Origin of the sequence: Megasphaera intestinihominis (assembly GCF_040096415.1) — a bacterium.
Taxonomy (GTDB): Bacteria; Bacillota; Negativicutes; order Veillonellales; family Megasphaeraceae; genus Megasphaera; species Megasphaera intestinihominis.
The window spans coordinates 1-6,095 of record NZ_JBBMEU010000095.1 but is presented as its reverse complement, the minus strand read 5'-3'; the positions used below and the strand labels follow the sequence as shown (position 1 = coordinate 6,095).

Sequence of the window (6,095 nt, the reverse complement as noted above, 5' to 3'; positions counted from 1 at the left end):
TCGCTGCTTAGAATAATTCTGCTTACTGCCACTCTTAAAATTTTAGAACGTGGTCTTGACAAGGGGCCCATTATATAGCAAAGAACCTTGCCACGCTTCACCTCGTTGCGTACCGTATTGACACAGCACCCAATCTCACGGGCTATGCTCCGATACGATTGCTTGTCGCGGAGACGCGTTTGGATAATGACTCGTTCCTCAAAAGTTAAATGAGCCCCTTTTTTGCGTAACGTATCCGTGGTAAAATGATTTTGATCCATAGCGATTCTCCTTTGTGGTTGTGTTTTTTGTGCAACTACATTTTACCACAAGGGTTCGCTATGGATTTTTAAGTGTTCAACTTAATTATACAATCCGCCTCATAATAATTCTTATCCATTCCATCACTGTCCCTGAGTTTTATTGGCCCGTCAATTCTATTAATTGTATAATCAAAAATTTTATTTTTAGTGAACAATCTTTCAGATTTATAATGGTCAAATTCACGAATTAATATTTTATTAACAATTTCTTTTTCTGATAATCCTTCTGCATCTGATACTGCTATACGATTACATTGAATCGGTTCTACTAGTATGGAGTCATAAGAATAGAACATTAAATATACAACTCCTATTAGTATAATTGCTATATTTTTTCTTCTCCCTTTCTTTGTCCGGATGTATTTATAAAAGGAAATTGCCGCCACAAAAAAGCAAAAATATATAAGACAAATAAGGCATCACTTATAAACGTAATCATCTTTAATCTCTCCTGATTATTGAAAGACGTACTGCTATTGTAACGGTAAATGAGGAAAATGTAAAGAAATTTACTTGAAATTACAAACTGACGATTCCTGTGTATACTGAGAATCCACAGGGACCTGAAAATGGGAAGCGTCATATTCATAGAAAACGGGGCAAAAATCACTGCTTTCTGTTACAATAAAAAAGAATAGTTTTCTACAGGTAATTTGCAGTATGGAAGGAGTTTCACCTTTATGATCAAGATACTATTTATCTGCCATGGCAATATCTGCCGGTCGCCCATGGCGGAGTTTGTGTTCCGGCAGATGGCCGAGCAGGCCGGGCTGGCAGAACGGTTCGACGTGGCATCGGCGGCTACGACGGATGAGGAAATCTGGAACGGCTATGGCAATCCGGTCTATCCGCCAGTGGAACGGCTGCTCCGGGCACACGGTATGGACCCCAGTGATAAGCGGGCCGTGCTGCTGATGGCTGGCGATTATGCAGTTTACGATTATTTCATCGGCATGGATGACGAGAACCTGCGGGACATGAAGCGCATCTTCCATGGCGACCCGGACCAGAAGTGCCATCTTCTCATGGATTATACGGAAAATCCCCGTCCTGTAGCCGACCCGTGGTATACGCGGGATTTCCAGCGGACCTGGGACGATGTCCAGGAGGGCTGTCAGGGACTGCTGACCTTCCTGTAGGGGCTGCCGGTATAGAAAAAGCCCCGGAGCGGGAGGTCTCCGGGGTTTTTTCTGATTCTATGATACCAAGTTTAGCGGCACGCTGGCCGGTGGACAGTACGGCGAACCTCTCCGATTCTGGTCGGGAGGCCATCCTGGCAGAGGGGTTCGGTAACGGGCCGGTGGGTTGCCGCCGGGGATAGCTGACTTCGTTTACAGTTATTACTATAACGGCATTATGTAAAAGAATGGTGACAGCCTGGTAAGAGTTAGGCAATTTTGTAAGGAGTGACGACGATGGCCATTGATTTGAATTCGATTTTATCCTTATTGCAGGACGACGGGGCGTCGGAACATTGGGCCCGGCAGGCACCGATTATGGGCGACCATATCCGCGTGCGCCGGCTGGGAGGCTTGTATTACCATCACGGCATCTATGTCAGTGACGATGAAGTCATCGCCTTTGCCGGAGATGACGACTACAATCCCATCGACTGGTGGGATACGGAAATCCGGTCGACGTCGTTCGATGAGTTCCGCCAGGGCGGTGACGTAGAAGTGCGTCAGTATACGCCGGAAGAACAGGCACAGCTCTGTTCTGTACCCGAGACGATTGCCTTTGCCCGTGCCTGCCTGGGCAATAAAAAATACGACCTGCTCTTCCATAACTGTGAACACTTTGCCAATGCCTGTAAGCTCGGCGTCTACCGCAGCCGTCAGACGGAAGATATCCTCTTCGGCGAGGCCATCCCCAAGGCCCTGGAATGTATCGGCGACGAAGCGCAGCGGGACCAGTGGCTCCAGGATGCCTGGCACGATTTGACGGCCCAGGTCCTGGATAAACTGCGCCGGGACCTGGAATCCCATCAGTAGATAGTCCGGTCGTCGATTTGCTGGAAGAGTTTTTCATAACGTTTCTGTTCACTTTTCAGGCAGACTAGGTAATAGTCTGTCTGACATTCCGGGTCCGCCAGGGAGATGTTGATGCGGCCCGGGATTTTTTGTCCCTGTCCGAGGAAATAGCTGGACGAAAAGCAGGGGTAGTCCGAGTGCTCCGTCAGCTCATGGAATGCATCCCGCTGGACTTGCAGCAAATAGCGGGCGTGCGGTGTCTTTTCCCGGGTCATTTTCATCCAGAAGCCGATATGAGAAAAGAGCAGGATGGCCCGGCCATCCAGGTCCTGCAGGCGGACTTCCGGATAAAAGGCCAGGGGGTCCGATGCGCGGACCGAGAGATAAAGTTTTTCGCTGCCGCATTTCTTGACGAAGAACTCGTCGCCGTCTGGCCGGGCATGCATGACGGCCAGCTGATAGGTCTGGCGGCGCAGGCCTTCCGGGAAGGAGACATCGTCCTTCATGTCGGCCGATAAGGTCATGCCCTGGAAAATCCCGTTCAGCAAGGGCGTCAGCACCATTTGCGGGACCGGTGCACAGTAGCCGATGGAGAGGGTATGCAGGCTGCGGTCATAGCTGCGGATGCGGTCGCAGAAATCCTGGTTTTCCTGGAGGACGCGTTGGGCGTAATAGACAGCATAACGGCCGGTCTGTGTCAGTTCCAGGTGGTTTTTGTGGCGCACGAACAAGGGGACCTCCAGCTCTTCTTCCAGTTTTTTCATAGAGCGCGTCAGTGCCGGCTGAGACGTGTGCAGGTCCTGGGCTGCCCGGGTCAGGGTGCCGGCCTTGGCGAAGGCGACAAATTGTGCAAGCAGGTTCGTTTCTATCATAGTGGCTCCTTTCTCTGCTTCAGTATATAAAAAGTGGATAGTGAATTCCCCTGTTGGCATTGTACATCTTTTGAAAGCTGTTGTAAAATGCGAGATGTAGACAGGAAATACCTATTACACACTATATCATATAAACAGAGTCTGAAAGGAGATTATACCATGGAATATACGACATTGAGCAACGACGTGCAGGTCCCGTTGTTAGGCCTGGGGACCTTCATGATCGGCCCGGAAGATACGGAGAAATCCGTTTATGCTGCCTTGAAGATGGGTTACCGCCTCATCGACACGGCCAATGCCTACGTCAACGAAGAAGCTGTCGGCAGGGGATTGCGCCGGGCTTTGGAAGAAGGTCTGGTCAAACGGGAAGATATTTTCATTTCGACGAAGTTGTGGCCGACGCTGTATGAAAAGGCAGGAGCTGTCGATAAGACCCTGGAACGGCTGGGCGTCGACTATGTCGATCTGCTGTTCATCCATCAGCCGGCAGGCAATTATCTGGCCGGGTATGCGGCTATCGAACAGGCCTATCGCGACGGCAAGGCCCGTTCCCTGGGGATTTCCAATTTCCATGGCGACAAACTGGAAAAACTCCTGGCCCATGCCGATGTCAAGCCCCATGTCATCCAGCTGGAAACGCACCCGTACCACGTCTACGATGATATCATGGCCCGCCTGGCTGAATACGGTACGAAGCTCATGGGCTGGTATCCATTGGGGCATGGCGACCCGGAACTGCTCCGCGACCCAATCTTTACGGCATTGGCCGACAAGTATCACAAGAGTACGGCACAGATTATCCTGCGCTGGGCTGTCCAGCGGCAGTTCATCACCATCCCCGGCACGAAGAATCCGGACCATCTGCGCAGCAATTTCGACATCTTCGATTTTGCCCTGACTGATGAAGAAATGGCCGTTGTCAACGGGCTGAACGGGACGCGCCAGTACTACACGGCAACACCGGATTTAGAAGAACGCTATGCCAATATGCATCTGCCCTTTGAAGAGAAATAGGAGGAAATCATGGAATTTGTAACCTTGAATAATGGCGTCATCATGCCGAAATTAGGATTTGGTGTCTATCAGACGGCATCGGCTGAAACGGAAAAAGCCGTCAGTGAAGCCTTGGAAACGGGATACCGCCTCATCGATACGGCTGCGTCTTACAGAAATGAAGAAGGTGTCGGTGATGCCGTGCGTCAGAGCGGCATCCGCCGGGAAGAGTTATTCATCACGACGAAATTATGGGTCCAGGACCATGGCTATGATGCGACCCTGAAGGCCTTCGACGTGTCGATGAAAAAATTAGGCCTGGATTATTTGGATCTCTATTTGATCCACAAGCCCTATGGCGATTACTATGGGGCCTGGCGGGCCATGGAACGGCTCTATCAGGAAGGCCGTATCCGGGCCATCGGCGTTACCAGTTTCTGGAACGAACGGCTGGCAGACCTGGCCAACATGAATACCATCACGCCGGCTGTCAATCAGATTGAAACCAACGTATGGGACCAGAAATGGGCTGAAGAAGGCCTCATGAAAGAACTGGGCATCCAGCAGGAAGCATGGGCGCCCTTTGCTGAAGGGAACAACGATGTCTTCCATACGCAGCTTTTGAGGGACATCGCTGACAAACACGGCAAGACCGTCGGTCAGGTCATGCTGCGCTGGCTGCTCCAGCGGGATATCGTCGTCATCCCCAAGACGGTCCATAAAGCGCGGATGCAGGAAAACATCGATGTCTTCGACTTTACCCTCGATGAGGAAGACATGAAGGCCATCCGCATGCTGGATACGGGCAAGAGTACCATCTATGACGAAATGGACCCGCATATTGCCATGGCCATCGGTAAAATGACGATTCACGAGTAAGAAGAAGGGCTGGTGCACGAAGGCTTCTACCATCATGCGAGGTTCCTTTTACTTTATAGTTTGTAGAAGCTGATTTTAAATTTTTTACCATTTGCTGCAAACTAAAAACTACAAACTTAAAACTCAAAAAGGGGCTGTCTTAATGCGACAGCCTCTTTTTACTAGTCACGAGTCACTAACCACGAGCTACGACTCCCTCATAAGTATAAGGAAGGTGCATAAATATTGTGTTAATTTTGCGTAAGTACTGCGTAAGAAGCTGTGTAAAAATTGTGTCTTCATTGTGAAAAACTCTTGTCTGATTTGTGTAAAAAATAGGACGATAGATGGCGCAGGTACGCCGTTTCTTCGTCTTTTGACAGGCTAAAGCCTTTTTCGTATACTGGCCATGCAGACAAACGTAGGCTGTGCAGGATGTTTGTCCCGGACTGGCGCTGAGAGAGGAAACTAGGACCACTCGCCTGCAGCGGCATTTTGGGAATCCTGCGGTTCACTATTGTGAAAATAAGGAGGAATTTCTCATGATGAAGACAAAACTTGCATAACATCAAATCGTGGGGCGTCGGCGGCAGCTACGTCTTTGCGAAGAACGCTCAGTTCAACGTCTACCAGAGCTTTGCTTCTAAGTGGAAAGACAATAAGAACAACGCTACGGATCCGGAAGAACAGACCAGAGCTGAATTCGTATTTGCCTTCTACTATGGTATAGTTTTAATGGGGCTGTCGCACGAAGGCTTCTGCCATCGTGTGCAGTCCCTTTCTCTTTATAGTTTGTAATACGGAGTTTGTAGTTTGCAGAACAAATCTTTAAAGCCATCTGCTAATCTTTAGCCACTAGTTGCTAGCCACTAACCACTAACCACTTAAAAGGGCTTGTCGTTGTATGGCAGCCTTTTTTATGCGGGAAATGGTCTGGCAGCTTGTAGGGGCGCGCACGTGGCGAGCCCGTCAGGTATTGTGCGATACTTGTGAACCGGATTTGAGTGAACGGGCGCCCCACGTTGTTATGTGCAATAACATAGTTTACATAAATAGGGGTCTTCCCCCTACTGAAAAAAGTGATACTTTTAGGCATAAGA

The 6,095-nt window shown here is 49.5% G+C and carries 8 protein-coding genes; 5 read left to right on the top strand and 3 right to left on the bottom strand.

All coding sequences use genetic code 11. The annotated features are described in order from the left end of the window. The coding region (locus WMO23_RS10680; RefSeq protein WP_349174041.1) for a helix-turn-helix domain-containing protein at positions 1 to 260 on the bottom strand (260 nt) is incomplete at its 3' end. A gap of 68 nt (positions 261 to 328) precedes the next feature. Continuing rightward, on the bottom strand, positions 329 to 598 hold the full coding sequence (locus WMO23_RS10675) for a hypothetical protein (protein ID WP_349174039.1): 270 nt from the start codon (positions 596 to 598) through the stop codon (positions 329 to 331). Between the two features lie 384 nt (positions 599 to 982). Here WMO23_RS10675 and WMO23_RS10670 point away from each other — a divergent pair, with 384 nt between their 5' ends. Together WMO23_RS10670 and WMO23_RS10665 are read left to right on the top strand one after the other, a co-directional pair. Then, the gene (locus tag WMO23_RS10670; protein ID WP_292108385.1) at positions 983 to 1,441 is read left to right on the top strand and encodes a low molecular weight protein-tyrosine-phosphatase; all 459 of its coding nucleotides are present in this window, start codon (positions 983 to 985) and stop codon (positions 1,439 to 1,441) included. 276 nt (positions 1,442 to 1,717) lie between these two features. Beyond that, positions 1,718 to 2,293 (top strand): lecithin retinol acyltransferase family protein, encoded by a 576-nt coding sequence (locus WMO23_RS10665; protein ID WP_020310335.1) that lies wholly within the window; start codon positions 1,718 to 1,720, stop codon positions 2,291 to 2,293. Here the strand turns inward: WMO23_RS10665 and WMO23_RS10660 are convergent. Then, positions 2,287 to 3,144: a LysR family transcriptional regulator gene (locus tag WMO23_RS10660; RefSeq protein WP_020310336.1), complete on the bottom strand. Its 858-nt coding sequence runs from the start codon at positions 3,142 to 3,144 to the stop codon at positions 2,287 to 2,289. The genes WMO23_RS10665 and WMO23_RS10660 overlap by 7 nt on opposite strands. Before the next feature lie 159 nt (positions 3,145 to 3,303). Between WMO23_RS10660 and WMO23_RS10655 the strand changes: the two genes are divergently transcribed. From WMO23_RS10655 to WMO23_RS10645, 3 genes are all read left to right on the top strand, one after another. Further along, a complete protein-coding gene (locus WMO23_RS10655; RefSeq protein WP_036201040.1) occupies positions 3,304 to 4,158 on the top strand; it encodes an aldo/keto reductase in 855 nt (284 codons plus the stop codon). A 9-nt stretch (positions 4,159 to 4,167) separates the two neighbouring features. Beyond that, positions 4,168 to 5,016: an aldo/keto reductase gene (locus WMO23_RS10650; protein ID WP_020310337.1), complete on the top strand. Its 849-nt coding sequence runs from the start codon at positions 4,168 to 4,170 to the stop codon at positions 5,014 to 5,016. 537 nt (positions 5,017 to 5,553) lie between these two features. Next, positions 5,554 to 5,793: a hypothetical protein gene (locus WMO23_RS10645; RefSeq protein ID WP_020310339.1), complete on the top strand. Its 240-nt coding sequence runs from the start codon at positions 5,554 to 5,556 to the stop codon at positions 5,791 to 5,793. Positions 5,794 to 6,095 lie beyond the last annotated feature (302 nt).

Excerpts from the sequence above, each read along its gene's own strand:
- WMO23_RS10660 (WP_020310336.1), bottom strand. The coding sequence starts at position 3,144 with ATGATAGAAACGAACCTGCTTGCACAATTTGTCGCCTTCGCCAAGGCC.
- WMO23_RS10665 (WP_020310335.1), top strand. The coding sequence starts at position 1,718 with ATGGCCATTGATTTGAATTCGATTTTATCCTTATTGCAGGACGACGGG.
- WMO23_RS10655 (WP_036201040.1), top strand. The coding sequence starts at position 3,304 with ATGGAATATACGACATTGAGCAACGACGTGCAGGTCCCGTTGTTAGGC.
- WMO23_RS10675 (WP_349174039.1), bottom strand. The coding sequence starts at position 598 with ATGTTCTATTCTTATGACTCCATACTAGTAGAACCGATTCAATGTAAT.
- WMO23_RS10670 (WP_292108385.1), top strand. The coding sequence starts at position 983 with ATGATCAAGATACTATTTATCTGCCATGGCAATATCTGCCGGTCGCCC.
- WMO23_RS10650 (WP_020310337.1), top strand. The coding sequence starts at position 4,168 with ATGGAATTTGTAACCTTGAATAATGGCGTCATCATGCCGAAATTAGGA.